At 54.2% G+C, this 23,893-nt stretch carries 21 protein-coding genes; 16 read left to right on the top strand and 5 right to left on the bottom strand.

Features of this window, described 5'->3' with window-relative positions; genetic code table 11:
* Positions 1 to 144 precede the first annotated feature (144 nt).
* On the bottom strand, positions 145 to 1,518 hold the full coding sequence (locus K3T83_RS33830; protein WP_220207325.1) for an aspartate aminotransferase family protein: 1,374 nt from the start codon (positions 1,516 to 1,518) through the stop codon (positions 145 to 147).
* 339 nt (positions 1,519 to 1,857) lie between these two features.
* Positions 1,858 to 2,559, bottom strand: coding sequence for a metal-dependent transcriptional regulator (locus K3T83_RS33825; protein ID WP_220207324.1), 702 nt, complete (start codon positions 2,557 to 2,559; stop codon positions 1,858 to 1,860).
* Positions 2,560 to 2,721: 162 nt separating this feature from the next.
* Here K3T83_RS33825 and K3T83_RS33820 point away from each other — a divergent pair, with 162 nt between their 5' ends.
* The 11 genes from K3T83_RS33820 (at position 2,722) to aroF (ending at position 14,573) form a co-directional block, all read left to right on the top strand.
* Positions 2,722 to 3,537 carry a lytic transglycosylase gene (locus K3T83_RS33820; protein WP_220207323.1) on the top strand — a complete coding sequence of 272 codons (816 nt, stop codon included), beginning with the start codon at positions 2,722 to 2,724 and terminating at the stop codon, positions 3,535 to 3,537.
* Between the two features lie 633 nt (positions 3,538 to 4,170).
* Positions 4,171 to 5,208 carry a tryptophan--tRNA ligase gene (gene trpS, locus K3T83_RS33815; protein ID WP_220207322.1) on the top strand — a complete coding sequence of 346 codons (1,038 nt, stop codon included), beginning with the start codon at positions 4,171 to 4,173 and terminating at the stop codon, positions 5,206 to 5,208.
* A 62-nt stretch (positions 5,209 to 5,270) separates the two neighbouring features.
* Positions 5,271 to 6,881: an anthranilate synthase component I gene (gene trpE / locus K3T83_RS33810; RefSeq protein ID WP_220207321.1), complete on the top strand. Its 1,611-nt coding sequence runs from the start codon at positions 5,271 to 5,273 to the stop codon at positions 6,879 to 6,881.
* On the top strand, positions 6,862 to 7,434 hold the full coding sequence (locus K3T83_RS33805; RefSeq protein WP_220207320.1) for an anthranilate synthase component II: 573 nt from the start codon (positions 6,862 to 6,864) through the stop codon (positions 7,432 to 7,434). Before trpE ends, K3T83_RS33805 begins: the two co-directional genes overlap by 20 nt.
* A gap of 44 nt (positions 7,435 to 7,478) precedes the next feature.
* On the top strand, positions 7,479 to 8,522 hold the full coding sequence (gene trpD / locus K3T83_RS33800; protein WP_220207319.1) for an anthranilate phosphoribosyltransferase: 1,044 nt from the start codon (positions 7,479 to 7,481) through the stop codon (positions 8,520 to 8,522).
* 3 nt (positions 8,523 to 8,525) lie between these two features.
* Positions 8,526 to 9,953 (top strand): bifunctional indole-3-glycerol-phosphate synthase TrpC/phosphoribosylanthranilate isomerase TrpF, encoded by a 1,428-nt coding sequence (gene trpCF / locus K3T83_RS33795; RefSeq protein WP_220207318.1) that lies wholly within the window; start codon positions 8,526 to 8,528, stop codon positions 9,951 to 9,953.
* Positions 9,954 to 9,969: 16 nt separating this feature from the next.
* On the top strand, positions 9,970 to 11,217 hold the full coding sequence (trpB, locus tag K3T83_RS33790; protein WP_220207317.1) for a tryptophan synthase subunit beta: 1,248 nt from the start codon (positions 9,970 to 9,972) through the stop codon (positions 11,215 to 11,217).
* A 42-nt stretch (positions 11,218 to 11,259) separates the two neighbouring features.
* Positions 11,260 to 11,967, top strand: coding sequence for a B3/B4 domain-containing protein (locus K3T83_RS33785; RefSeq protein WP_220207316.1), 708 nt, complete (start codon positions 11,260 to 11,262; stop codon positions 11,965 to 11,967).
* An 18-nt stretch (positions 11,968 to 11,985) separates the two neighbouring features.
* Entirely contained in the window at positions 11,986 to 12,828 is an 843-nt protein-coding gene (gene trpA / locus K3T83_RS33780; protein WP_220207315.1) for a tryptophan synthase subunit alpha, read from the top strand.
* 146 nt (positions 12,829 to 12,974) lie between these two features.
* Positions 12,975 to 13,376: a chorismate mutase gene (gene aroH / locus K3T83_RS33775; RefSeq protein ID WP_236065040.1), complete on the top strand. Its 402-nt coding sequence runs from the start codon at positions 12,975 to 12,977 to the stop codon at positions 13,374 to 13,376.
* 117 nt (positions 13,377 to 13,493) lie between these two features.
* Positions 13,494 to 14,573: a 3-deoxy-7-phosphoheptulonate synthase gene (gene aroF, locus K3T83_RS33770; RefSeq protein WP_220207314.1), complete on the top strand. Its 1,080-nt coding sequence runs from the start codon at positions 13,494 to 13,496 to the stop codon at positions 14,571 to 14,573.
* Positions 14,574 to 14,653: 80 nt separating this feature from the next.
* On the opposite strand, the gene K3T83_RS33765 is transcribed toward aroF, so the two are convergent.
* The gene (locus K3T83_RS33765; RefSeq protein ID WP_220207313.1) at positions 14,654 to 15,676 is read right to left on the bottom strand and encodes a Gfo/Idh/MocA family protein; all 1,023 of its coding nucleotides are present in this window, start codon (positions 15,674 to 15,676) and stop codon (positions 14,654 to 14,656) included.
* A 202-nt stretch (positions 15,677 to 15,878) separates the two neighbouring features.
* Entirely contained in the window at positions 15,879 to 16,379 is a 501-nt protein-coding gene (locus K3T83_RS33760) for a 6-pyruvoyl trahydropterin synthase family protein (protein WP_220207312.1), read from the bottom strand.
* Positions 16,380 to 16,594: 215 nt separating this feature from the next.
* Here K3T83_RS33760 and K3T83_RS33755 point away from each other — a divergent pair, with 215 nt between their 5' ends.
* Both K3T83_RS33755 and K3T83_RS33750 read left to right on the top strand, forming a co-directional pair.
* A complete protein-coding gene (locus K3T83_RS33755) occupies positions 16,595 to 16,918 on the top strand; it encodes an SCP2 sterol-binding domain-containing protein (protein WP_220207311.1) in 324 nt (107 codons plus the stop codon).
* A gap of 202 nt (positions 16,919 to 17,120) precedes the next feature.
* Positions 17,121 to 17,609, top strand: coding sequence for a helix-turn-helix domain-containing protein (locus K3T83_RS33750; RefSeq protein WP_220207310.1), 489 nt, complete (start codon positions 17,121 to 17,123; stop codon positions 17,607 to 17,609).
* A gap of 50 nt (positions 17,610 to 17,659) precedes the next feature.
* Here the strand turns inward: K3T83_RS33750 and K3T83_RS33745 are convergent, their stop codons facing one another.
* A complete protein-coding gene (locus K3T83_RS33745; protein WP_220207309.1) occupies positions 17,660 to 18,796 on the bottom strand; it encodes a DUF1786 domain-containing protein in 1,137 nt (378 codons plus the stop codon).
* A 273-nt stretch (positions 18,797 to 19,069) separates the two neighbouring features.
* Here K3T83_RS33745 and K3T83_RS33740 point away from each other — a divergent pair, with 273 nt between their 5' ends.
* The 3 genes from K3T83_RS33740 to typA all read left to right on the top strand — a co-directional run bounded on the left by K3T83_RS33740 (position 19,070) and on the right by typA (position 23,825).
* Positions 19,070 to 19,486, top strand: a complete 417-nt coding sequence (locus tag K3T83_RS33740; protein WP_220207308.1) for a hypothetical protein — start codon at positions 19,070 to 19,072, stop codon at positions 19,484 to 19,486.
* 158 nt (positions 19,487 to 19,644) lie between these two features.
* A complete protein-coding gene (locus K3T83_RS33735) occupies positions 19,645 to 21,528 on the top strand; it encodes a glycoside hydrolase family 15 protein (RefSeq protein ID WP_220207307.1) in 1,884 nt (627 codons plus the stop codon).
* A gap of 437 nt (positions 21,529 to 21,965) precedes the next feature.
* Complete coding sequence (gene typA, locus K3T83_RS33730; RefSeq protein ID WP_268963499.1) at positions 21,966 to 23,825, top strand: translational GTPase TypA; 1,860 nt, start codon at positions 21,966 to 21,968, stop codon at positions 23,823 to 23,825.
* The last annotated feature ends 68 nt before the right edge of the window (positions 23,826 to 23,893 follow it).

Raw genomic sequence — 23,893 nt, 5'->3', positions numbered from 1 at the left:
AAAGATTGGAGGGGATGGAAAGAGGTACTCACCTACTCTATTATGAGTACCCTTAGCCCGTCGTAGTCGAGCGATGTATCGCGGAGGGCCACACGACGAGCTTCCCCGCGATACATCGCTCAACTACGACAGGCCAATTCATGCTTAGCGACTGATCTCAGCGACAAACTCGTGAAAGACACGTGCATGATGCTCAATATCGGCCTGCGAATGCTGAACCGAAATTGTCCATTGATCGTCCAATCCTGGTGGGAAAAGAATACCACGATTTGCCAGGAAGAGCCAGTAGGCAAAGGATAGCTCCATATCCACCTCCAGCCAGGCACGATAATTGCGCGCACGCTCATGGCGGAACATGGCGCAACCCTTTGCACCAATCTGAGCAACATGCATAGGCAGGCCAGTGCTGGCAATCAGATCTTCATACGATTTCGCCAGCGCCGCCGAAAGCTGATTGGCGTGTGCGTGCGCCTCCGGGGTAAAGATCTCGGTAAGCGTCACCAACCCGGCGCGCATCGACATGGGATTACCATTAAAGGTGCCCAGGTGCAGTACCTCTTGATGATTGATGTGGCGCATGATCTCTTCTCGTCCGCCAAAGGCACCAATCGGCATGCCGCCGCCAATCGACTTGGCCAGACAGATCAGGTCAGGCTCGACCGGATAAAGTTCGGTAATACCGCCCGGAGCAACGGTCACACCCGTCTTCACCTCATCAAAGATCAAGAGAACCCCGTGCCGCCGCGTGATATCGCGCACTCTCTGAAGATAGCCCTCTTGCGGCAACATAATGCCAACATTCATCAGCACCGCTTCGGTAATGACCGCCGCAACTTCTCCCTCGTGTTCGCTCAAGATCTGATCGAGCGCCTCGGCATCGTTATATGGCGCAATAATGGTGTTATTTTTCACGTCGGCGGGAATGCCTTGCGAGGCAGGCACAGTATTGGGATGTCTCGCCGGACCTGCTGCCTCAAGCGAGGGCTTCGTACTCATCAACACGTTATCGTGATGGCCGTGATAGGCACCCTCGATCTTGACGATTTTGTCGCGCCTGGTATGCGCACGAGCCAGACGAATCGCATCCATCGTCGCCTCAGTCCCGGAGTTACAGAAGCGTACCTGCTCGATGGGGGCAAACCTCCGCACCAGTTCCTCTGCGAGAAAGACGCTATCCGGGCAGGGCAACGAGTACAGCGAGCCTTTCCCCAGCTGATCGCGCAACGCCGCCATCAGCACGGGATGTGAATGACCAACGAGCAAGCTACCAAAACCTAGATGAAAATCGATATACTCGTTACCATCATAGTCCCAGATGCGGCTCCCCTCAGCACGGCTAATAAACAGCGGATATGGTGGGACGGCCTGGAAAGAACTGGAGACTCCCATAGGCAGGGATGCTTTGCCCCGCTCGTGAATCTCGTGAGAACGAGGCGTACGTTTTTTAAACTCTGCTTCCTCACGCGCAACAATTTCCCCCACCAGATCAGGACGAACTGTAATCGGCTCGCGCAGCATAGAGGACTCCTTTCAGCGGGGAACCTCGATAACGAACAACTCGACAGCCGTTGCTCTACGTCTACGGCAGACATCCGGTTCCCAGGATAGCCATTCTTCGTATTTTATCTTCGTACCTTGTTGTATTGTACGCTATTTTTGCTGAAAATAGCAACAATTCTTGAGCTATCATTGCGAATTATTTCAATTATTCCCATTATTTCTACGAATTTCGTAATCGGCTCAACCTCCGAAAAAACCACTCTGGTTGCAAAAAAACGCCCCACACATCATGCTAGCGATATGTGGGGCGTTTTCTCTATCCCTGGTCAAAGCCTATCTATCAAATGTGCGATTTGCTCAACGCGTGACCCAGATTTTTGTGGCAACCTCGCGGCTAATCACCACCTCGCGCCCGTTGACATCTAAGATCACCTGCAACATGTGCGTCTCTGGATCAGGGGTTCCCTGAGAAAGGATGGTGACAACGATTTCTGGGGTCAACCCTTTCTCGTGCAGGTACATAATCAGCGCCTCTTCGTCCTCCACAACCTCCGAAATGCAGAGGATCTTTGCGCTTTGACCAACCTCTATGGTCGAAAGCCGCACCGCTTGCAGATCTTTGAGATAGCTCCGAGCGTTGGGAACAGAACCGGGGATTGGATTCCCATGTGGACAGGTGGTGGGATTGTTCAGGCTGGAGATAACCCGTGCTTCCACCGCGCCAGAGATAAAATGCTCAAGGCGACAGGCCTCCTCATGCACCTGATGCCACTGCATCCCTAGCATATCAACGAGAAATCGCTCCGTCAGTCTATGCCGACGCAACACAGCCTCCGCCGCCTGATTGCCAGCCTCCGTCAGGGTCACATGGCGCTTATTGTCCATCTCCACATACCCATCTCTCACCAATCGCTTGAGCATTTCTGTGACCGTTGGCGGAGCAACGCGGAATTTTTCCGCCAGACGCGCTCCAATAACAACTTCGCCTTCCATACTCATGTTGTAGATCGTCTCAAGGTATTCCTCGACCGTTGCACTCAACAAGTCTTCTGTTTTCATAAGCCCGATGCCCTCTCAAGTGTCTTATACTCTATGCTCCACACTGTAGCACGCAGCTAAACCGTAGTCAAGAGAATATTCGCACTATCAATTATACATGATATATCCATATTTATTTATTTAAGCGATAGATATAGTAAATGGGAGAGGAGATGTGGAACCATGATGAACATACCGATACGAAGAATTTCTACAAGAGAGCGTATAAAGCGGGGGATTAACCGCAACCTTAAAACAAGGTATCAGTTTTTTGCTCCTATTTGCAAGATGCTGCTGTTCTTTAGCTTTGCAGTTCTCCTGTTCCTCGGTTCTCTTGCCGCCGATTGTTCTCTACCAGATGCCTATGCATCTGCTACACCCGGGCCTGGCAAAGCATGTCACTGGTATGCTGTACGTTCTGGCGATAATTTGACCCGAATAGCGGCTAATACTAAAACGAGCATCCAGACATTAGCCCGGGCTAATCACCTGAAAAATATTAATCTGATATACAAAAAGCAGGTGCTATGTATCCCTTACCTTATCCAACAGAGCGGGCTAATGTCCAACGGCACAATACGCTGGTACGCATACAACGCGCTGGAAAGTGCCACTCGTGGGCAGGTGATCACGACGTTACAACAGGCTGCCGCATATTACCACCTGCCAGCATCTCTTGTGCAGGCCATTGCCTGGCAGGAAAGCGGATGGCAGCAGCGTATCATCTCGCGCGACGGTGGAATCGGGGTGATGCAAATCATGCCCTATACGGCGATGGGGCTCAACACGTCGGCACGTAAACATTATGATCCTTATAAGTTACGCGGCAACATTTACCTCGGTACTTACTATTTAGCTATCCTGTGGCACAACTTTCACGGCGACCTGAACAAAGTCATCAGCGCTTACAACGAGGGTGGTTGGGCCGTCGTTCATCGAGGCATCTTCAACTGGCGCTACGTCAAGAATGTACGCAGCCTGATGCGCTCTTTTGAGTGATGTTCACCACTATTACCAAGGCATTCAGCTTGCTTCTCAGTATCAATCCAAACGACATATCGGATGGATTGATAAATCTTATAACCGTTTGCACGTCCTCCCAATTGGGCAGGATAAACGCTTAAACACGCTTGGCGAGGCGCTGAAAGAAACCATGAGCAAACAAGAGGCATGGTAAAACAAAAAAATCGGCACTTGACATAGCGCAAGAATCTCTCTATACTAGATCTCAAGTAAAAAAGAATAGCGAAGCAATGAACAGGAAGAGTACATAACTTTGCCTGGATACAGAGAGTCGGGTCTGGTGCGAACCGACACCTGTGCAGTTATGGAATGGGCCTGGTAGCTAAAGAGCGAACGTCTGCCCCGTGCAGTACTGGTAGTATCTTTCGGTACGTCCCCCGTTATCGAGGACAGGATATCGTGTACTCTCATTTTTGCAGAACACACCGTATCCGGCAATGAAGGGATGATCCGTCACGTCTGAACAACATACAAGAAGAAGAAACAATGGACGGAACATCTGAATAAGGGTGGTATCACGAAAGCTTCACGCTTCTCGTCCCTGTGGGATGAGGGGCGTTTTTTATTGTTCTCAATTTGTCTTGTTCCGACGTTGAGGGAGGTTGAGCAATGAGCATCGACATGAATCAGGATGCTAAACAAGAAAACACCAATACAGCCGTGAAGAAGCGCGTCTTTTCCGGCATACAGCCAACCGGCAATATCCATCTGGGCAACTACCTGGGCGCGCTTCGCAACTGGGTCAACGCTCAGGCAGAGTATGATAACATCTTCTGTATCGTTGACTTGCACGCTATTACGTTACCCATTGATCCAGTCGAATTACATACTAACACGCGCAAGCTGGCGGCGCTCTATATAGCCTGCGGCCTGGATACGCGCTATTGCAAGCTCTTTATTCAATCGCACGTGCGCGAGCATGCCGAGATGAGCTGGATCATGAGCTGCTTTACGCCGATGGGCTGGCTCAATCGCATGACGCAGTTCAAGAGCAAGGCGGCTGGCAACCTCGATTCAGTCGATACTGGTCTCTACTGCTATCCCGTCTTGATGGCCTGCGACGTTTTGCTCTACCAGACTCACTACGTTCCTGTCGGCGATGACCAGCGGCAACATATGGAGCTAACCCGCGATCTGGCTCAGCGCTTCAATGCCATCTATAAGCGGCCAGTCTTCACCGTTCCAGAAGCGCAAATCCGCGAGGAGGGCGCGCGCATCATGTCGCTGACGGAGCCGACCAAAAAGATGAGCAAGAGCGATACAGATCTCAACTCGCGCATCAATCTGCTCGATGATCCTAAAACGATCAAAAAGAAGATCAACCGCGCAACCACCGATTCGCTGCGCCTGGTCACATTCGACCCGGAGCGGCCAGGGATCACCAATCTCCTGACCATCTATCAGGTACTCACGGGCGAGTCCCAGCAGGAGATCGAAGCGGCATTCGCGGGCAAAGGCTATGGCGAGTTCAAAGCCGCGCTCATCGATCGCCTGGTGACAACTCTCGAACCAATTCAGAAGCGCTACTACGAATTGATGAACGATCTTCCAACGTTGGAAGGCATCCTGAAACAAGGGGCCGATGAAGTACGCCCCCTGGCAGCCACGACGCTCAATCAGGTAAAGGAAGTTGTAGGACTGGGTTAAGCTGCACCAGCCTCACCAGTTTTGGTGAGGCTGGTCAGAACCTTGAAACAGGGGTTAAAAGTATGTACTATCCGACGCTTGAAGAAACCAGACAGGTGCGTGATGGAGAAATCGATCCGCACAACGGCAAAGCGGGAAAGCCGCTGCTCCCGCTCTACTGTGACATCCTGGCCGACATGGAAACGCCGGTTTCGGCCTATTGCAAGACGGCGCAAACTCCCTATAGCTTCCTGTTAGAAAGCGTGACAGGCGGTGAACATGTTGCCCGTTTTTCCGTCATCGGTATTGATCCTTACATGGTCATGATCCATCAGGGCGAGAAGGCGATCCTGCACAAGATGTCTGGCACACAAAGCAGAGTCGAAGAGGTTCCCTGCCATGATCCCCTTGCACTGATCGAGGCGGAGCTCAGCCAGTATCGCATGGTGACGCCTCCGCACCAATCGCCCTCCGAATTTCCCAGATTTCATGGAGGAGCCGCCGGTTATCTTGCATATGAGGCTGTGGCGCGTTTTGAACGGGTGCCAGTGCCAGAACAACACACGCTGGGCCTGCCGCTGGCCGTGCTCTGTTTCACCGAAACGGTGCTGGTCTTCGATCACGTCAAACAGCGCGTGCGCGTCATCACTCATCTTCATCTGGACGCTCCCGATCTCGATGAAGAGTATCGACGCTGCTGTGCTATCCTCGCGGATATCCAACAGCGACTCCGCCAACCCGTACGCTTCCCCCCAGAGCCAGAGCCAATCCACGATGCGGACGCCCTGACCCTGACCTCGAATCGCACCCAGGCGGAATTTGAGGAGATGGTGAGCCGCTCCATCGAATATATCCGCGCCGGCGATGTCTTCCAGGTCGTGCCATCACAACGCCTGAGCCGCCACGTCAATGCCGCTCCATTTACGGTCTACCGCGCGCTACGGACAATTAATCCCTCTCCTTATATGTTCTACCTCGATCTGAAGGATTTCAATATTGTTGGTGCATCACCAGAATTGCTCGTGCGCTTCGAGGATGAGACCGTCACCATTCGTCCCATCGCTGGCACGCGGCCACGCGGGAAAGACGCCCAGAGCGACAGACAACTGGAGGAGGAACTCAAGAGCGATCCGAAAGAGCGTGCAGAACACGTCATGCTAGTTGATCTGGCTCGCAACGATGTTGGACGCGTCAGCACAACAGGCAGCGTCAAGGTCAGCGAGTTTCTGACCACCGAGCGCTACTCCCACGTCATGCATCTTGTCACGAATATCACCGGCCAGTTGCGCAAAGATCTCACGCCTTTCGACGCGCTACGAGCAGGCTTTCCAGCGGGCACGGTCTCGGGAGCACCCAAGATCCGCGCAATGGAGATTATCAGCGAACTGGAGCAAGATCAGCGCGGCGTGTATGCCGGAGCAGTCGGCTATTTCAGCTACTCAGGCGATCAGGAAACGGCAATTGCCCTGCGTACGATGGTCATCAAAGATGGCAGAGCGTACATCCAGGCCGGTTGCGGTGTGGTTGCCGACTCAGATCCAACCTACGAATATCAGGAAAGCATGAACAAGGCCAAAGCGCTGGTGCGAGCGCTCGACGAGGCAGAGCATCTCGCTAAGCTCCAGCGAGAACTGACGAAGAGTAGCGCGGAATATGTAAGCAAGGGGACACACAATGCTACTGCTGATCGATAACTACGATAGCTTCACCTACAATCTCTATCAATACCTTTCAGAGCTGGGGGCCACCGTCGAAGTGCGCCGCAACGATGAGATTACGCTCGACGAGATCGAAACGATGCAACCAGATCGCATCGTAGTCTCGCCCGGTCCCTGCACGCCCAACGAAGCGGGCCTCTCCTGTCAGATCGTCGCCGCCTTCGGCTCACGCATCCCAACGCTGGGCGTCTGTCTGGGACATCAGGTGATCGGTCAGGTTTATGGTGGACGGATCATTCGCGCCCCAGAGCCGATGCATGGCAAAACGTCGCTCATGCACCATGAGGGCCAGGGCGTGTTCCATAACCTGCCACAACCGTTTGAAGCCAATCGCTACCACAGCCTGATCGTGGAGGACGCCACGCTACCAGAAGAGCTAACCGTCACCGCTAGAACTGCGGACGGCTTAATCATGGGACTGCGCCATCGCTCGCATCCAGTCGAGGGCGTACAGTTTCACCCGGAATCGATCATGACCCCTGTAGGAAAAGACCTGTTACGCAACTTTTTAAAGCAGGAACGATGCTAACGATACCATCGGAAGGTATCGCATATTTAAGGAGGAGAGCATCCATGATTCGTGAAGCTATCATACAAATCGCGGCAGGTGGCACGCTGAGCGAAGAAGAGGCAGCGGCATCAATGGAAGAGATCATGACGGGCATGGCTACCCCGTCGCAATTGGGAGCCTTTCTAACAGCTCTACGCCTGCGTCCAGGCGGCGAGACCGTCGAGGAAATCGCAGGTCTCGCCCGCGTTATGCGCGACAAGGCGTTACGGGTCCATCTCGATGAGCAGATAGCAGCTCAAGCAATGGATACCTGTGGCACCGGTGGAGATCGTTCGGGCACCTTCAACGTCTCAACGGGAGCGGGTATTATCGCGGCGGCAGCAGGCGCGACGATAGCCAAACACGGCAACCGTTCCGCAAGCAGCCGTTGTGGAAGTGCAGATGTGCTGGAAGCGCTGGGAGCCAGAATTGATCTCGGCCCCGAACAGCTCGCCCGCTGCGTCAAAGAGGTTGGCTTCGGCTTCATGTTCGCGCAGGCATATCACCCGGCTATGAAGCATGTCGGTCCCACCCGCAGCCAGATCGGTATTCGCACCGTCTTTAACATTCTTGGCCCGCTCACCAACCCTGCTCACACGCGCTATCAGGTGCTTGGCGTGGCTGATCCTACCCACATGCGTAAAATGGGCGAAGTGCTGCTGCGTCTAGGTTGCAAGCATGCGCTGATTGTCTATGGTGAAGATGGGCTGGACGAATGCTCGCTGAGCGCCCCCACGCGCATCTGTGAGGTGCGCCAGGGAGCAGAGTTGCGTGAATATACGATCACGCCCGAAGAGGTGGGACTGCCTCGCCTGAGCGATCCCCAGGCTATCCAGGGCGGCGATCCCGCATATAACGCCGCAATGTTGCGCGACCTCTTGAGCGGCTACACTGATACCCCGGCAACCCACATGCTCTGCCTCAATGCTGGCGCGGCGCTGCTGGCAAATGATCAGGTTGAGTCGTTGCAGGACGGTATCAAGCTGGCAAGCTCGACACTGCGCGAAGGGAAGGCAAAACAGAAGTTGGCCGATGTCGTCGCGTATTCTCAATCTCTGGTCAGGTGATTTATGTTTCTCGATAAAATTGTCGCGCAAACGCTAAAAACGCTAGAGCAACGCAAACAAGAATATCCGTTGGGGACTATCAAGCGGCTTGCCAGCGAGCAGACACCTCCACGCGATCTGTTGCGAGCATTTGAGCCGCGCACACAGGTCCACTTAATCGCCGAGGTCAAGCGGGCCTCTCCCTCGAAGGGGATGCTTGCCCCACATATCGATCCCGTCGCGCTGGCCCGAACCTACGAGGCAAACGGAGCCGCCGCCATCTCGGTGCTAACAGAACCAGATTTCTTTCTGGGTTCGCCTGCCTATCTCACCGCGATCAAGCAAGCCGTCAACATTCCAGTGTTGCGCAAAGACTTTATCGTTGATGAGTATCAGGTCCACGAGGCGCGCGCCTGGGGTGCGGATGCAATCTTGCTCATTTGCGCCATTCTGGATGACAACCAGCTTTACCACCTGCTTCAGACGGCCCACGAACTGGGCATGCGCTGTCTGGTGGAGACGCACAGCCGGGAAGAGGCACAACGCGCAGTCGCAGCCGGAGCGATGATCATTGGCGTCAATAGCCGCGACCTGGTAACGTTTGAGATGAACCCCTATCTCATTCGCGACATTCGCCGCCTGATCCCATCGAACCGCGTGGTGATTGCAGAGAGTGGCATCCACACGACAGCCGATACGCGCCGTCTGGCTCGCTACGACGTGCAGGCGATGCTGGTTGGCGAGTCGCTGGTCGTCTCCGATGATGTGCCAGCACAGATGCACATGCTGCTTTCGGGCGCGCGCCAGAGTACGCAGGTGAAGATCTGCGGCCTCAGCCGACCGGCAGATATCGATGCTGCGGTCGAGGCTGGCGCTGACATGCTCGGCTTCATCTTCCACGAACCAAGCCATCGCTACGTCAAACCAGAGCAGGTGCAGGGTCTCCTGGCAGCAAGCGAGCTCTACCAACATCTCCCCAAAGGACAGACCAGGCCCGATCTGGTGGGAGTCTTTGTCAATAAAGACGCGGCCTTCATCAATGAGACTGCCGAGCAAGCGGGCTTACATTTCGTGCAGTTGCATGGCACGGAGACCCCGGAGTTTTGCCAGCAGATCCAGAAACCCGTCCTCAAAGCGTTGCACCTGCGGGAAAGTGCCGATCTGGTGCGGCTGCGCGACTACCAGGACGTGGCGTGGCGACTCCTACTGGATACCCCCACACCCGAATGGGGAGGCACAGGCGTCACCCACGATTGGGAGCTTGCCCGCACTGCCGCACAGATGGAACGCATCATCCTGGCGGGCGGACTCACAGTAGACAACGTGGCACAGGCGATCAACAGCGTTCAGCCCTGGGGAGTCGATGTCAGCAGCGGCGTGGAGACGCAGAAACAGAAAGATCCTGCCAAAATACGAGCGTTTATCGAGCAGGTACGAGCGAGAGAGAACTAGAAAGGCTTTATTTATCATGCAGCAAATACAGGTGGGAGCAACGCAGCAGAGCGCATACCAACATTATCAGTATCCCGACCAGCGGGGGCGCTTTGGTCCATTCGGGGGCAAGTTCGTGCCTGAAAGCCTGATGCCAGCCCTGGCAGAGGTGGAGGCGGCCTATGAGGAAGCGCTTTTAGATGCCAAATTTCAAGAGGAGCTACGCGAATATCAACGCAACTACGTTGGTCGCCCGACCGCGCTGACCTACGTGCCGCGCTTTTCACAACTGGTCGCCCCCGATGTGAAGGTCTATCTCAAGCGCGAGGATCTCGCACACACGGGCGCGCATAAGATCAACAACGCGCTTGGTCAGGGCTTGCTCGCAAAGCGCATGGGCAAGACGCGCATTATCGCCGAGACGGGGGCTGGTCAGCACGGCGTTGCCACTGCGACGGTCTGTGCGCTGCTCGGCCTGCAATGCATCATCTACATGGGCGAGGTCGATATCGCGCGCCAATCGCTCAACGTGTTCCGCATGAAGTTGCTGGGGGCAGAGGTGCGCTCGGTCACAAGTGGATCGCGCACACTCAAAGATGCCATCAACGAGGCGATCCGCGACTGGGTAACAAACGTCGAGACTACCTTCTATCTCTTTGGCACCGCAGCCGGTCCCCATCCCTATCCACGCATTGTTCGCGATTTCCAGTCGATCATCGGCACAGAGGCGCGCGAAGAGATCGTGCGGCGTGAGGGACGGCTCCCCGATATGGTCTTTGCCTGCATCGGCGGCGGCAGCAACGCCATCGGCATCTTCTATCCGCTGGCAGACGCGCCCGAAGTCAAACTGATCGGCGTGGAAGCTGGTGGTGCAGGGCTGGCAACCGGGCAGCATGCAGCATCGCTGACGGCAGGCACGCCGGGCGTCCTGCACGGCACGCTCAGCTACCTTCTGCAAAACGAAGATGGGCAGATCCTCGAAACCCATAGCATCTCAGCGGGACTCGACTATCCCGGCGTCGGCCCTGAGCACAGCTATCTGAAGGAAACGGGGCGCGCCACATATGTTGCTGCCGAAGATGCAACCGCGCTCAAAGGCTTGCAGGCGCTCAGCCGCACCGAGGGGATCATCCCAGCCCTCGAATCCTCGCACGCATTGGGCTATGTGCTGGAAATGGGCGAAGCTGGCAAGATTCCCGCCGGGTCGCTGGTCCTGATCAACCTCTCCGGGCGCGGCGATAAAGACATGGGCACGGTCGCCAAAGCCTTGAATGTTCAGTTATAAAGTTGTATCGATAGAAAAAGCGTAAGGAGTACAAGAGGTACAATGAGTGCATTCCAGTATCATTCGGAGATCCTGGCCCGCTATCCCAACGTTGTTGGCGGCGTTATCCTGGCGCACGGCCTTACCAATAGCCCCACTTCAGAGCAATTGTTGAGCGCATATACAGCGGAGCAGCAGGCCACGCTCAAGCGGCAGGGCGACACCCCGCTGAGCAAGTTGCCATCGTTATCGGCCTGGCGAGGAGCATTTCGCACATTTGGCGTCGAGCCAACGCAATATCGCTGCGCTGCCGAAGCGCTGCTACGCCGGTTGACCAAAAAAGGCGACATCCCTAGCATCAATACGCTGGTTGATCTCGGCAATCTCGTGAGCATCCGTTACGCGCTGCCCATCGCCGTCGTCGATACGCGCGCTGTGCAGGGGCCGATCACGGTCCACTTTGCAGACGGCACCGAGCGCTTCACCAACCTGGGGCAGACAGAGGTAGATCTGCCAGCACCCGGCGAGGTTATCTTCTCGGACGAGGCCGGTATGGGCATAGCACGGCGCTGGTGCTGGCGACAGAGCGAGCAAAGCGCCGCCCAACTCGATACAACCGACGCCATCATCACCGTTGAGGGCCACCATCCACAAGCGCGTCAGGATATCATGGCCGCCCTCACCGATCTGCAAGCGCTGCTCGAAACATACGCCGGGGGCCGCTTCCAGACGGGCATACTGGACGCCCACAACCCGAGCATCTCAGACTGAGCAGACAGGAGACACACAATGGAACCAACCACAAGCCGTGTCATCAATGCACCAGCGACACGCATCACACAAGCCTTTGCACGCGCCAGAGAAGAGAAGCGCGGCGCCCTGATGCCGTATTTTATGTGCGGCTATCCCTCCGCCGAACAAAGTACACGCATCATCGTTGCCGCAGCAGAGGGCGGCGCAGATATTATCGAACTGGGCATGCCCTTTAGCGATCCACTCGCCGATGGCGCCACTGTCCAGCACGCCGGACAGATCGCGCTTGAGAAGGGCATGACCGTCAAGGGCTGCATGGAGGTCGCACGACAGGTCTCCGCTCAGACAACGGTCCCGCTCGTTTTCATGGGCTACTATAATCCAATTCTGGCCTATGGTGTCGAGCGCTTCTGCCAGGACGCCAGCACGCATGGAGTCAGCGGCCTGATCATTCCCGATCTGCCGCTAGAGGAAGCAGAGCCACTTCACCAAGCGGCGAAACAAAACGGGCTGGCCCTGATCTTCCTGATCCCGCCAACCACGCCCGAAGAGCGCATCGAGCAGATCGCCGAACTGGTCGCCAGCGGAATAGGTGGCTTTATCTATTGCGTCTCGCTAAGCGGCGTGACAGGAGAGCGCAAAGAGCTCCCCCCACATTTACACGAATTCATCCAGCGAGTTCGCACCCATACGCAGAAATATCAGATCCCACTCGCTGTCGGGTTTGGCCTCTCAACGCCGCAACATATTGCCACCGTCACCAGCTTTGCCGATGGTGCTGTCGTCGGGAGCGCACTGGTCACGCTGATTGACAGGAGCGACGAAAAGAAACAGGTTGATGTAGTAAGACAATACATCCAGAGTCTTTCGCAAAAGTAGTACGATGTAGATATAGCATCTCAACAGCAGAACAGGTACACTAACGAAAAGAGGAAATCTCATGTGTAGTAATTAGCGCATACTTGCCATCATCCCGTACAATAGAAGGCAACTTCTGTTCGCTCATTTGAGAGGATGGAACAAGCATGCTATTGAAAGGGGTGAGTTGGTTGATTTATTGCCGAGGAATCCGAGGAGCAACGACCGTAGAGCGCAATGACCGGGACGAGATCCTCGATGCTACCAGGGAATTATTAGAATTAATGATTGAAAAGAACGATCTGCACGCGGAAGATATCGCCAGCGCTATTTTCACGGTGACGGATGATCTGGATGCAGCGTATCCCGCGCTCGCGGCTCGTTCTAAGGCAATAGGCTGGCTGGATGTTTCGCTGATGTGCGCTCGCGAAATCCCGGTCCCTGACAGCCTGGGCAAGTGTATTCGTGTGCTATTGCACGTTAATACGACACGAACAAATGCTGAGATACAGCATGTGTATATTCGGGGAGCGATAAACTTGCGCCCCACGTTCGCATTAAATTTGTAAATGAGTCGATTGAACACAGAGACCGGCAATCATGACAGGGTAGTCACGATGGCCGTGTGCCGGCAATGCTATGCTGGCTCTTTACCATTTTGATCTATCTGGAGGAGTTAAGTTGTCATGATTGTTGTAATGAAAGCATCGTGTAGCGAAGAAAATATCGAGCACGTTTTAACAGTTCTGGAGAAGCACGGACTTACTGGTCATCCCTCGCGCGGCGTTGAGCGCACCGTTATCGGTGTCCTGGGAGCAGTTGGTCCTTCGGGCGCGCCTGGTGCGATTGGTGGCATCAATCCAACCATTGGCGAGACGCTGGAGTCGCTGCCCTGCGTCGATAGCGTCCTACGCGTCTCCAAGCCCTATAAGCTCGCCAGTCGCGAATTTCATCCCGAAAATACAACGGTGGAAGTGCCGGTGGCCTGCGTCGATGGCGGCAGCGTCTTTATCGGTGGCGATGCCGTTGTGATGATGGCCGGCCCCTGCACCGTTGAGAGCGAGAAGCAGTTGATGACCACCGCTGAGGCAGTGCGCAAAGAGGGCGCGGTCATCCTGCGTGGAGGCGCGTTCAAGCCGTCAACCTCGCCCTATGGCTTCCGAGGCCTGGGCGAAGAGGGCTTGAGGCTGCTGGCAAAGGCCCGCTCGGAGTTTGGCATGGCGGTGATTACCGAGGTGATGACTCCCTCCGATGTGCCGATGGTTTGCGAATACGCAGACATACTCCAGATCGGCACCCGCAATATGCAAAACTACATGCTGCTCGACGAGGTGGGACGCACGCAAAAACCTGTTGTCCTCAAGCGCGGCATGTCGGCCACCTTTGAAGAGTGGCTGCTGGCCGCCGAGTATGTGCTTTCACAGGGCAATCGCAACGTCATTCTCTGCGAACGCGGCATCCGCACCTTCGAGAAAATGACGCGCAACACGATGGATATCAGCGCCATTCCACTGATCAAGCAGATCTCGCACCTGCCCATCATCTCCGATCCCAGCCAGGGAACCGGTCGCCGCGATCTGGTCACGCCCATGACACTGGCCTCCGTCGCCGCTGGCACTGATGCGCTGCTCATCGAGGTGCATCCAAACCCGGATGAAGCCTTGAAAGATGGTGCGCAATCGCTTACCCTCGATCAGTTCCAGCAGTTGATGCCACAGTTGCAGGCTGTTGCCGGAGCTATTGGCCGCACGGTCATCACGAAATAAGCGTAAGCAAGCGAAAAGCGAAGGAGATTGTCAAAACGTCGATCTCCTTCGCTTTTTCATAAGATTTATTTAAAGAGTAATTATTCCGCTGTGAGTTTGACGGGCCGATTGCTGCCGGCGGCTTCGATGGTGGCGTACATCAGAGCCAGCGTTTTGAGGTTGTCGCGCCCCGAAGTCTCAGGCTCCTGACCGCTTTGCACCGCCTGCACAAACGCATTCAAGCTCCCGGATCGGTCCGTCAATGGATAGTCGGGCAGTTTGATCGAGCGCACGCGTTTTCCACGTGGGCGCACCTGCACATATTCGGGCAGTTCGCCGCGACTGGTCCAGATAATCTCGCCCTGCTCACATTCCATGTGCCACTCGCCAGCCCAGTTCGTCTGCGGAGCGGTACTCACCCAGCTACCGCGATAGCTCACCACAGTTCCCCCATCAAACGTGATCGTTGCCGTGCCGGTTGGCGGTTCGGTATAGTTGCTCAACGGCGGGTTCCACGTTTTGCATGTTACCTCCTGCGGCTCCTGCCCAAGCACCATGCGCATCAAATCAAAATGATGAATCGACATATCGGCCAGCAACGGCTCCCAGATAATATAGTGACCATAGGAGCCTTTGGGAGCCACGTTATCGTATCTTCTGAAATCTATATTCACTGCGTAGACCGGCCCCAACTCCTGTTTGCGGATCAGATCAGCCACCACGCGAGGAGCGGGGTAAAAGCGATAATTCTGGCTGATCATCATGATCCGATTGTGCTGCGTGGCGGCCTCGATGATTTGACGCGCCTCCCCGATTGTGGGGGCAAAAGGCTTCTCCATCAACACATGCTTCCCGGCGTTGAGCGCTTCCAAAGCACTCGGCACATGTCCAGGCAGGCTTGCAGTCACCAGCACAGCATCAGCCTCAACCTCTTCTAAAGCACATTTCAGCGACGAAAAGCAGCGCTCAGCCGGAAGATCCAGGCTCTTCTGAGCACCTAGCAACGTCTCCTCATGCACATCAACCCAGGCGACCGCCTCAACATCCTTGTTTTGCGAGACGACATGAGACGCCCAGTTTTTCCCCCATCCTCCCAGGCCAACCTGAACAATACGTAACACCATTGTAGTATCCTCCAAAAAATACGCGAATAGCTCGATACCACATCGAGCCGGTAAGGAAAACGTTTCCCCTCTTCCTTAGTTATACAGAACGCAGCATGTGTTGTCAAGATAACAATAGGAGCAGAGGTGCAAGAAGTGAAGAGGAACAGCAGTGCCACGCATGCGATAGAGCAAAAGCACAACTACATCATTGGTCAACCGATTACTCACGAAACGGACGTTGATAATACGCCATTTGCATAGGAGCTTCAGCAACGCCAACAAGCAGCGTCGATAGGCGAGAGGTATCGTATTCAGCAAGCAGTGCGCATAGCTCATCACCAATATACTCGGCAATGCGCTCCGCGGTTGAATTATCAATGGGCATCTCAACTACATCCTGGCGAGGAAACACATAGCGTCTCTTCCCGAAAAGCACTTCCCATTCCGTAGGTGAGGAGTGCAAGGTGAGGTGCGGATTGTATAGCGGCAAGAGAAAACGGTGGTCGAGCCGACGACAAATCTCCTTTGTCAATCGCTTCAACACCGTAAAATCGAAGATCAGCCGGTCTTCCCCCAGTGTGCCTTCAATCTCAACCAGCACCTCGTAATTGTGCCCGTGCAGGTGCTCACATTTGCCACCATAGGTAATAAAGTGGGCAGAGCTGAAATTGAGATAGTTTCCCTCTACCTTCACTTTACGCATGATTTGCTCACGCGACATAACAAAACTCCCTGTTGTTCTACGCCGAAATCTTTCAGTCCCTTCAGGATACCATCAGCAGGGGCGAGAAACAAGAGAAAGAACCTCCATAGATTCGCGCCGAAATACGAGGCTGATGCATATAGCAAACTGGACATTCGCGTATCACGGCTGCTATACTGTAGACGTTCAACAGGGACCGTTCCCACATTCGTTCGGAAAGAGGAGATGAAAGAATGACAGTTGCCGAAACCTTCGAAACTATGAAGTCTGTCTTTAATCCCGCAGCCGCATCTGGGTTAAACAAGATCTTTCAATGGGATATCTCTGGAGAAGAGGCCGGGAAGTGGGCCGTCAAGATCGCCGATCAAACCTGCGAAGTCATCCCCGGCGGCGTCGATAATCCCAATATCACCCTGATTATGAGCGACAAAAACTGGCTGGCAATCGCAAAAGGCGAACTGGACGCCATGAATGCTTATATGACCGGAAAAGTCAAAGTCACCGGCGATATGATGCTGGCAATGCGTATTCCTCAACTTTTCCCGGTTAAACGTTAACCCGCAACTGCTCAGGCATACATAGAAAGAGCGACTTTCTCCGAGAGTTGAGGTCGCTCTTCTCCCCCCTATATCGATGATCGCAATGCTACGTGTTCTCAATCTTGCACTCCTTCTCTCTCCTATGATATACTTACCCTGACTAAGTAGGTCTCTGCCAGACACTTTTTAGCACACGGCCAACCGTAGAAAGGCGTCCGACATGGTTCTTAGGAGCGATGAGCTACATCGGAACTTACAACACCTGAATGGCATGCTGACAACACACGAAGCAGCCAAACAACTCGATCTCAGTTATTGGCACTTTATGCACCTGGTCGAAGCGGGCCGGATACCAGGCGTGCGCGTTGTGGATCGATGGCTCTTCTCGCCGGACGATTTGTCTGAGTATAGACGTAGCAAGTACGGCAAACTGGAAGATCTCGCGCACACAGCACTCAATGATCCAGCCGTCGAACTCACCGAGAAGCAGGAAACCATCTGTCGTTATCTACTCAACAATGAACGCCCCTCCGAAATCGCCCGTAAACTCCAGCAGTCCCGTCAAGCAGTTCACTCACAAATATCTCTCATCCGCGAAAAAGTCTCACGCGCTCTGGCAACACCCGAAAGTATTACTCCGCCCCCTCCTCGCCGTACGTCTCGCAGCAAACGTGAACCTATTCCACTTCCTTCCAAAGGCAGGGCTTGATATGCCTGATCCACTCTGACAACTCATAATCATCACAAACAGGTTACGCCTCACAGCAACGACGGCACAATAGAGGGTGCCAGTTCGGGTAGATGCTCAGCCAGTGCACGCAACAGGCCAAAGCAACCCGCTAACATCATGTCCCCACATGGAGTGGCATTATATGGCTGAAGAGCAGAACCATTCAATAGGGAACGTCGTGGTCCTGTTACCGACAAAAAGGGAAACGCGCGCTCCTTCGCAGCAGGTCGCCGCAGCATTAACGCGCCGTGCCCACTATCATGAAAGACCTCATCGTTGGTCAATGTGCCCGCCGCCAGTTTGAGCAGTAACTCTTCGAGCCGCGCTTTGCTGATCTCCCCAGTATGATGCTCGAAAACACCCGTAATCTGCCCTTCCTCAAGATGACATGCCAGCGTATGAAAATTCCCAATATTGCAGAGGATACATTCCCGCTGCTGGCGCACTTTCGGATCTTCCAGCGCTCCCACTGTCGCAGCTGAGCCAGTATCCATGAGCAGGAGCGGCGCTGAGAGAGAGGAGTTGCTCTCTTGCAAATAGCGTTTTGCGCTGCCAGTGATCGACTGTAAGCGGGTAAGAGATGAAGGTACATCCTGGGCAAGATAGGCAAAGGCGCTGGGAACCGGATGCCGGCGCAGCGTCTCTTCGATAAAATCAAAGCGGAAGCGCCGATCACTATATCCCGGAGGGGCCGCGCCATGATCGAAGGCGGCAATCGCCAGGGCATCGACGCGAACATCAACGTCAAAAGCCTTCAAAGCCGCGATAATAGCGCGTGCATCAAAATCCTGTAGCTCAAGGGCAAGGACTGCGGAATCTTCTGAACGCCGCCGAGCCTCCTCTTCATCGACAATCTCAAATCCCATCTGCTCTACCGCACTCAAATCGTCATCGAAGGTACGCCCGGCCTCAGCAGTCACCGCAACTGGATAACCCGCCAGCGCATGGTCGCGCGCCGCCCAGTGACAAGGACCACCACCCATCGTAACTCCGGTCAGCAACAACGGGCGTCCTTCTTGCGTGGCGCGTTTGATACGTTCAGCAATAATCACCGTTGGCGAGGGCATCACCAGCTTAAAACAGTTCTCGATCTCTTTGCCGCTCTCAAACAGCAAGATATCCTGTGTCCCGGTGCCAACATCCACAGTCAATATACGTACAGCCATGACTACAGCACTCCTCCGCAAAAATGTGTTCTATTGCACCCCATTTTACCATATCCTCCCTGATTGGGAACTTTTGGTCTCTTCTCCTCGTCATGTCTATAGAAGGCAGTCACAAGGAGAGCGACAGAAAGCAAAACCATGTCAGAACACAACAAATCAAACTTCCTACATATATTCCTCATCAGACGTGGATTACTGGTCAGCGCAATCGTTGTTTGCATCGTATTACTAGTAATTACGGCAATAAATCGATCAGCTATGGCAGGAAGTACTATGCAACAGAAAGACAATGTGCTGGCAGTCATCACGAATTCCGGCTCAACCAACACTCCGGCCTCGACGTTAACTGTGTACCAGGACGGCAGCGCAGTGCTGGCTTATCAAAAGGGGAAGAGCGCTGCCCGTTTTGCCGACTACCACAACCAGACCTTTCCGGCGGGAACGTTTGCCAGCAATAAATTAGCTACACTGCTGGGCAAAATCAAAGATGTAAGTACCATCCCCGATCACGGGTGCCTGAAGTCGGTCTCGTTTGGCTCAACCACAACCGTCACATTTCAGGGCAAGACGAGTGGCGATCTTAGCTGCCTCTCAAGCGAGGACACCCCGCTGTTCCTCGATCTGAAACATCAGGTCCAGGCGATACACAACCACATCACTACGCTCCGCACATCACACGACATGCTTTAGAGAGCCGAAAATCCTTGACAGCGCATCCGCTTTTTTTGAGTAGAGTGGATGCGCTTTCTATTTGCCAATATCATCTCTATAATAGAGTCAATTAAGAGGGCTGTAACGTATCTACAATTGATATGGTACAAAATACTTGCAAACAGATGAGGAAAACGATGGTACAGGATCAAGCAAACGTCTCCTCACAATTGAGGGGAGGATACCAGCCTATTGAAAATTATGCAGTTATCGGTGATCTGCACACGGTTGCCCTGGTGGGAATGAATGGCTCTATCGATTGGTGTTGCCTGCCACGCTTCGATTCACCCAGCGTCTTTGGCTCTCTCCTCGATGCCAGAAAAGGCGGCTTTTTTCGTATTGCGCCTCCTGATACTCCTGGCTTGAGACAAAAACAATTGTATCTTCCGCAAACAAATATTTTAGTTACACGTTTCCTCACCGTTGATGGAGTAGCCGAAGTCACCGACTTTATGCCCATCAAGCAGGAGAGAAACTACACCCATCAGCATCATATCGTTCGCTCTGTCTCGGTGGTACGTGGCTCCCTCTCATTTGAAATGGTTTGCCGCCCCGCCTTCAATTATGCGCGCGATGAGCATACAGTCGAGACCACTGGCGAGATCGCTCGCTTCCACAGCGATGAACTCTGTCTCGCATTGGTCGCCTCCGTTCCCCTCGAAGACGATGGCGAAGGCGGCGTACGTGCCCATTTCACGCTGCATCAGGGCCAATCTGCGCGCTTTATTCTAGAGAGCGCAAAAGAACACAATATCGCCCCGTCCGACCATTCAGAAGGGCACTATCGCGAGGAATTTCAGAGAACCCGCCACTTCTGGCAAAAATGGGTGTCGCAATGCCAGTATCGCGGGCGCTGGCGAGAAATGGTGGAACGTTCCGCTCTGGTTCTGAAGCTGCTCACCTACGCGCCAACAGGGGCCATCGTGGCAGCGCCCACCACCAGCCTGCCGGAGACGATAGGAGGCAACCGCAACTGGGATTATCGCTATACCTGGCTCCGCGATGCTGCCTTCACGTTGTACAGCTTGCTCATCCTCGGCTTTACGCAGGAGGCCGAAGCGTTCATGGGCTGGCTCGATGCGCGCTGCCACGAACTGAAAGCAAACGGTACGCTTCAACCCATGTACACCATTGATGGCAAGCATGATCTGACCGAAATTACGCTCGATCACCTCGAAGGCTATCGTCAGAGCGGGCCAGTTCGCATTGGCAATGGAGCTTATCGCCAGAAGCAGCTTGACATCTACGGCGAACTGATGGATGCCATCTACATCTACAATCGCTACGACGCCATATCCTATGATCTCTGGCAAAATCTCCGCCATTTGCTGGACTGGCTCAACGATCACTGGCAGGAACCGGATGAGGGGATCTGGGAAGTTCGCGGCGGCCCCAAGCAATTCGTCCATTCGCGCCTGATGAGTTGGGTCGCGTTTGATCGCGCCCTGCGCCTGTCACGACATCGCGGCCTGCCTGCGCCGGTTGCCAGATGGACACAGACCAGCGCCGACATCTACGAGCAGATTATGGAGCAGGGATGGAGTAACGAGAAGCACAGCTTTGTGCAATATTATGGCAGCGATGCCGTTGATGCGAGTACCCTGCTCATGGTGATTACGCGTTTCGCCGGTCCAACCGATCCACGTACACTGCAAACGATTGATCGGATTCAGCAAGAACTGTCCACCGATTCGCTCGTTCACCGCTACAATCCCACCACAGCCGCCGATGATGGTCTGGGTAGCTTCGAGGGAACATTCAGCCCGTGTAGCTTCTGGCTAGCGGAGAGCCTGGCGCGCGCCGGTCGTCTGGAAGATGCTCGTTTAATGCTGGAAAAAATGCTGACCTATGGCAACCATGTTGGTCTATACGCCGAAGAGATTGGCCTGACAGGTGAGGCGCTGGGTAACTATCCCCAGGCGTTCACCCATCTCTCGCTCATCACGGCCTGCTACAATATCGATCAAGCATTGAACAAGTCACGGCCTGCGGATACTCTGACCAATCTTGGGCAGTGGTAAGCGCTAGAGACGAGATGCGCTTTTTATCACTCTTTTCATAATCTAAGCCATTGAGGTCATCACTCTCGACGAAACACGCTTTTTGTCGCTCTTTTCAAATTTAACACCATTGGGTGAACCTCTCGACGAAACACGCTTTTTGTCGTACAATGGTGGAGGATTAATTTACCAGCATCCTCAAGGATGCTGGCTTGTTTCATATGCATTGAAATGGTCTACGACATCGTTGTTGTTATTCCTCCTTGCACCGTGCATCATCCCTGTACGCCGCAAAATAAGCAGGGGCAGTACGCTCCCGGCAGGTAGATTGTGCCATTCTATCAGGGAGGACAAAAATGGAATGCGCTGGCAATATACCGGCCAAATGAAGAAAAGAACAAAAGCACTGCAATGTAAATGGCCGTCAGAGATGGTCAATAAGGAGATTACACTACACAATGACACAGGCTGAACAGGCTCTCCAAACGGAATCAAAAGTGGTGGAAAGAACAGATATCAGGAATGTTGCAATTATCGCTCACGTCGATCATGGTAAAACGACGCTGGTTGATGGCTTGCTTAAACAAAGCCATATCTTCCGCGAAAACCAGCAGGTCGGCGAGCTGATTATGGACTCCAACGATCAGGAACGTGAGCGCGGCATTACTATTCTCGCCAAAAATACTGCTATTAACTATCGTGGTATCAAAATTAATATTATCGATACACCCGGACATGCTGACTTTGGCGGCGAGGTCGAGCGCGTGCTCAACATGGCCGATGGCTGCATCCTGCTCGTTGATGCGGTCGAAGGTCCGATGCCCCAAACGCGCTTCGTGCTGCAAAAAGCGCTGCAACTCGACTTGCAACCAATCGTCGTCATCAATAAGATTGATCGCCGCGACGCACGCATCGATCAGGTGCTTGAGTGGACGCAAGATCTCTTTCTAGAATTGGCAACCTCGGATAGCCATCTCGACTTCCCGGTCCTCTACGCCATCGGTCGCGAGGGGGTCGCTATGTATCATCCCGAAGACGAGCGGCGCGACCTGCAACCGCTGTTCGATACCATCATCAAGACGATCCCGGCCCCGAAAGTCGATGTTGAGGCACCGCTGCAATTGCTGGTGGCTGCGCTCGACTACGACGATTACAAGGGCAAGTACGCTATTGGCCGTATCGTGCGCGGACGCATCACGCCGAACAGCCCCGTCGCACGCATCAATCGCGATGGTGAGGTCTCGCGCCAGAAAGTCAATCTGGTGATGGCCTATAAAGGGCTACAACGGACCGAAGTTGACGAAGCACTGGCAGGTGACATCGTCGCGCTGACCGGCATTGCCGATGCCAACATCGGCGAGACGATCGCCGATGTTGATTATCCCGAAGCGCTGCCCGCTATCGCCATTTCAGAGCCAACGCTCAAAATGACCTTTGGCGTCAATACCAGCCCGTTTGCGGGTCGTGAGGGCAAGTTCCCCACATCGCGCCAGCTCCGCTCCCGGCTCTATCGTGAACTGGAAACCAACGTGAGCCTGCGCGTTGAGGATGGTAACACGCCCGACGAGTTCATCGTCTCGGGGCGCGGAGAACTGCACCTCTCCGTCCTGATCGAAACCATGCGCCGCGAAGGGTACGAGCTTCAGGTCTCTCGTCCAGAGGTCATCACACGCCTGGACGAGCAGGGACATGTGCTTGAACCGATCGAGCATCTGGTCATCGATACCAAAGATACCTACATCGGCGTCCTGACCGAGACGCTCGCCACGCGCAAAGCTCAACTTGCCAATATGACGAGCGACGGACTCGGCAACGTCCGCCTGGAATATACTATTCCGACGCGTGGCTTGATCGGTTTCCGCAACGCCTTCCTGACCTTGACCAAAGGTAACGGGGCGATGAGCAGCATGCTGATCGAGTTCCGTCCCTGGCTGGGCAAGATCGGCACAAACCGCATGGGTGCCCTGATCGCTTCGGAAACCGGCACCGCTGTTACCTATGGCCTCAACAATGCGCAGCAGCGCGGCGACACCTTTATTGAGCCAGGAACAGCCGTCTACGAGGGCATGATCGTTGGTTTGAATAGCCGCCCGGCGGATATGACCGTGAACATCTGTAAAGAAAAGCAGAAAACGAATGTCCGCTCGTCTACGTCAGATATCGCCGTTCGCCTGACTCCCGCCATTCTGATGAGCCTGGAGCAGTCGCTCGACTTTATCAACAACGACGAACTGGTAGAGGTCACGCCACAAAATATTCGCCTGCGCAAGCGCTACCTGACACAGCACGAACGCGCCCGCATGCGCGAACAGGATTAACCATCGCAACAATAAAACACGGGATGTCGTAATTACGCGACATCCCGTGTTTTATTGTTTTAAACCCT

Source organism: Reticulibacter mediterranei (assembly GCF_016587455.1).
This window is presented reverse-complemented; position numbering and strand designations above follow the sequence as displayed.

Coding starts and splice junctions, on each gene's coding strand:
- trpA (WP_220207315.1), top strand. CDS start 11,986: ATGGAACCAACCACAAGCCGTGTCATCAATGCACCAGCGACACGCATC.
- K3T83_RS33825 (WP_220207324.1), bottom strand. CDS start 2,559: ATGAAAACAGAAGACTTGTTGAGTGCAACGGTCGAGGAATACCTTGAG.
- trpCF (WP_220207318.1), top strand. CDS start 8,526: ATGTTTCTCGATAAAATTGTCGCGCAAACGCTAAAAACGCTAGAGCAA.
- K3T83_RS33760 (WP_220207312.1), bottom strand. CDS start 16,379: ATGTCGCGTGAGCAAATCATGCGTAAAGTGAAGGTAGAGGGAAACTAT.
- aroF (WP_220207314.1), top strand. CDS start 13,494: ATGATTGTTGTAATGAAAGCATCGTGTAGCGAAGAAAATATCGAGCAC.
- trpS (WP_220207322.1), top strand. CDS start 4,171: ATGAGCATCGACATGAATCAGGATGCTAAACAAGAAAACACCAATACA.
- K3T83_RS33820 (WP_220207323.1), top strand. CDS start 2,722: ATGATGAACATACCGATACGAAGAATTTCTACAAGAGAGCGTATAAAG.
- K3T83_RS33735 (WP_220207307.1), top strand. CDS start 19,645: ATGGTACAGGATCAAGCAAACGTCTCCTCACAATTGAGGGGAGGATAC.
- trpB (WP_220207317.1), top strand. CDS start 9,970: ATGCAGCAAATACAGGTGGGAGCAACGCAGCAGAGCGCATACCAACAT.
- aroH (WP_236065040.1), top strand. CDS start 12,975: ATGCTATTGAAAGGGGTGAGTTGGTTGATTTATTGCCGAGGAATCCGA.
- K3T83_RS33750 (WP_220207310.1), top strand. CDS start 17,121: ATGGTTCTTAGGAGCGATGAGCTACATCGGAACTTACAACACCTGAAT.
- K3T83_RS33745 (WP_220207309.1), bottom strand. CDS start 18,796: ATGGCTGTACGTATATTGACTGTGGATGTTGGCACCGGGACACAGGAT.
- typA (WP_268963499.1), top strand. CDS start 21,966: ATGACACAGGCTGAACAGGCTCTCCAAACGGAATCAAAAGTGGTGGAA.
- K3T83_RS33805 (WP_220207320.1), top strand. CDS start 6,862: ATGCTACTGCTGATCGATAACTACGATAGCTTCACCTACAATCTCTAT.
- K3T83_RS33755 (WP_220207311.1), top strand. CDS start 16,595: ATGACAGTTGCCGAAACCTTCGAAACTATGAAGTCTGTCTTTAATCCC.
- K3T83_RS33830 (WP_220207325.1), bottom strand. CDS start 1,518: ATGCTGCGCGAGCCGATTACAGTTCGTCCTGATCTGGTGGGGGAAATT.
- trpE (WP_220207321.1), top strand. CDS start 5,271: ATGTACTATCCGACGCTTGAAGAAACCAGACAGGTGCGTGATGGAGAA.
- K3T83_RS33740 (WP_220207308.1), top strand. CDS start 19,070: ATGCAACAGAAAGACAATGTGCTGGCAGTCATCACGAATTCCGGCTCA.
- K3T83_RS33785 (WP_220207316.1), top strand. CDS start 11,260: ATGAGTGCATTCCAGTATCATTCGGAGATCCTGGCCCGCTATCCCAAC.
- trpD (WP_220207319.1), top strand. CDS start 7,479: ATGATTCGTGAAGCTATCATACAAATCGCGGCAGGTGGCACGCTGAGC.
- K3T83_RS33765 (WP_220207313.1), bottom strand. CDS start 15,676: ATGGTGTTACGTATTGTTCAGGTTGGCCTGGGAGGATGGGGGAAAAAC.